The following is a 2,712-nucleotide window of genomic DNA, read 5'->3' as shown; positions in this document are numbered from 1 at the left end:
GGCCCTTCGCGTCGGCGACCGGCTGGTAGTTGACGACGACCGCGACCGACAGCCGCTTCACGCTGCCCATCGGCTGTTCGGTATGGCGGATCGTCTTGTCGAGCTCGTAGTTGGTCGTCTGGTCCTTGCGGTCGCTGACCGGCGTGGTCTGCGGCCCGTTCTGGCCGTTGCCGGCGACGATCGGCGCGGAGGCCGGCTGCGGCGGCGTGTTCGACAGCGCCCCCGGCACGCCCGACGCGCCGCCCTGCGCGAGTTCGGTCGCGCTGCTGGTCTGCTGGCTGCGGATCGCGGCCTGCTGCGGCGTGCCGTTCGGGCCGTAGCTTTCCGACGTCTGCTCGATCTTCGAGAAGTCGAGATCCGCGCTGACCTGCGAGCGCGCGTTGCCGGCGCCGAAGATCGGCGCGAGGATCGCGTCGATGCGCTTCTGGGTGTTGTGCTCGACCTGCTGCACGTACTTGAGCTGGCTCGCGTCGAGGCCGGACGCGGACGCGGTCTGGGTCAGCAGGTTGCCGTCCTGGTCGACGATCGTCACGTTCTTGGCCGGCATGTCGGGCACGCCGGACGACACCATCCGCGTGATCGCCTGCACCTGGCCCTCGTCGAGCACGCGGCCCGGGTAGAGGTCGACGAACACCGACGCGCTCGGCGCTTCCTTGTCGCGCACGAACACCGACGGCTTCGGGATCGCGAGATGCACGCGCGCGCCGCGCACGGCGTTGATCGATTCGATGGTGCGCTGCAGCTCGCCTTCGAGCGCGCGCTGGTAGTTGATCTGCTCGGCGAACTGGCTGATGCCGAATTTCTGGTTGTCCATCAGCTCGAAGCCGACCGAGCCGCCTTTCGGCAGCCCCATCGCGGCGAGCTTCAGGCGCGTTTCGTGCACCTGGCCCGACGGCACCAGGATCGCGCCGCCGGCATCGGCGAACTTGTAGGGAACGTTTGCCTGCTGGAGCGCGGCGATGATCGCGCCGCCGTCGCGGTCCGACAGGTTGCTGTACAGCACGCGGTAGTCGGGCGCCCGGCTCCACAGCACGAGCGCGGTGATCGCGGCGATCGCGAACGCGACGGCGATCACGAACGGCAGCTTCGGGTTGCCCTTCATCCGCGAGATGCCGGGAATGCGTTCGGCGAAGCCGCCCAGCCCGAAGTCCGCGCCTGCGCCGCCCGCGCCCGGCAACGCGGCGGCCGCGGCGGCGCCGGGCGCCGGGCTGAGGCCCGCGCGGGCGTCTGGGTTGATCAGCGAGTTGGCCTGCGAATCCATGCGTCGAGTTTCTCCGGAGCGGGACGACTGAGCTCGCTCGGACGAGCGGGCGGACAATGACACGATGCGATTATCGTGACCGGCGGCGCACTCCGATCGACCGAAAAGAGCGGGGTTTCCCCCGTACTTTCGCGGCTTTGACGCGCGCCGCGCTGCTATCCTTTTTCGCGATCCGGCATGGTGCGCGTGGTGCGGCGCCGGCGGATCGCCCGGTGCGTCCGGGTCTTTTCTCTATGTCTGGGGACAGCATGACTGCGAACGTCAGCGGAATCGGTTCGGTGTTGCAACAGATGCAGTCGATGGCCGCGCAGGCGTCCGGCGGCGTCGCGAGCCCGACGGCGGCGCTGGCCGGCTCGGGTGCGGCGACGGCCGGCACGTTCGCGAGCGCGATGAAGGCATCGCTCGACAAGATCAGCGGCGACCAGCAGCACGCGCTCGGCGAGGCGAAGGCGTTCGAGGTCGGCGCGCCGAACATCTCGCTGAACGACGTGATGGTCGACATGCAGAAAGCCAATATCGGCTTCCAGTTCGGGCTCCAGGTCCGCAACAAGTTAGTGAGCGCTTACAACGACATCATGCAGATGTCGGTGTAAAGGGGCGGCCATTCGACGACGGGTATCCGGGCACGGCCCGGGGCTTGCAGAACGAGACCGGCGCGCCGGCATCGGCCGCCCGGCGGCAGCCCTTGCTCACCTAAAGCTTTCCAAATCCCTTCCGATAACTCCGGTGAAGGCCGCGCCGTGCGACGCACGGCGGCGGCTCCCGCATAGCCAAGGCACATAACAAGGAGAAGCGCATGTTTTCCCCAGGACACGCTGGAGCCAGTGCGTACGCGCGTGTCGGCGTCGAGACCGGGGTGATGGGCGCCTCCCCGCACCGGCTGATCGCGATGCTGTACCAGGGCGCCCGGCAGGCGATCGCGCTGGCGCGCATGCATTTGCAGCAGGACAACGTGTCCGGGCGCGGCGAAGCGATCGGCAAGGCGATCCGGATCGTCGAGAGCGGCCTGCAGGCGTCGCTGAACCGCGACGCGGGCGGCGAGATCGCCGAGCGCCTCAATGCGCTGTATGCGTATATCGGCCGGCGCCTGCTGGAAGCGAACGCGCAGGCGAGCGACGCGATGCTGGTCGAGGTCGACGGCCTGCTCGCGACGCTCGAGGAAGCATGGACGGGCATCGCCCCGGAAGTCGCGCGGATGGCCGCGCAACAGGTAGCGGAAGCATCACGATGAATCTCAAGGCCGAATACTTCGCGCGTTACGAGGCGCTCGCCGCCGTGTCGGGCCGGATGCTGTGCGCCGCGCGCGGCGCCGACTGGAGCGCGTTGCCGGGGTTGCAGGCCGAATTCATGCAGCTCGTCGACGGGTTGAAGGAGGCCGATCCGGGCGTCGCGCTCGACGAATCGGATCTCGGCCGCAAGCTCGACCTGATCCGCCGCATCCTGGCCGACGA

At 68.6% G+C, this 2,712-nt stretch carries 4 protein-coding genes; 3 read left to right on the top strand and 1 reads right to left on the bottom strand.

Annotation, left to right across the window (positions count from 1 at the left end):
* Nucleotides 1-1,261: flagellar basal-body MS-ring/collar protein FliF (gene fliF, locus JMF90_RS32475; RefSeq protein WP_201325964.1), on the bottom strand; the 1,261-nt coding region annotated here is incomplete at its 3' end.
* A 248-nt stretch (nucleotides 1,262-1,509) separates the two neighbouring features.
* Here fliF and fliE point away from each other — a divergent pair.
* From fliE to JMF90_RS32460, 3 genes are all read left to right on the top strand, one after another.
* Nucleotides 1,510-1,854: a flagellar hook-basal body complex protein FliE gene (gene fliE / locus JMF90_RS32470; RefSeq protein ID WP_006486991.1), complete on the top strand. Its 345-nt coding sequence runs from the start codon at nucleotides 1,510-1,512 to the stop codon at nucleotides 1,852-1,854.
* Between the two features lie 203 nt (nucleotides 1,855-2,057).
* Nucleotides 2,058-2,492, top strand: coding sequence for a flagellar export chaperone FliS (fliS, locus tag JMF90_RS32465; RefSeq protein WP_006477524.1), 435 nt, complete (start codon nucleotides 2,058-2,060; stop codon nucleotides 2,490-2,492).
* Nucleotides 2,489-2,712: flagellar protein FliT (locus JMF90_RS32460; RefSeq protein ID WP_201325963.1), on the top strand; the 224-nt coding region annotated here is incomplete at its 3' end. The genes fliS and JMF90_RS32460, both read left to right, overlap by 4 nt.

The sequence above is a fragment of the Burkholderia sp. E168m23 genome, assembly GCF_016586125.1.
In the GTDB taxonomy this organism is placed as follows: domain Bacteria; phylum Pseudomonadota; class Gammaproteobacteria; order Burkholderiales; family Burkholderiaceae; genus Burkholderia; species Burkholderia orbicola.
Note: the sequence above shows the minus strand (reverse complement) of the source record. Positions and strands in the feature narration are given on the sequence as shown.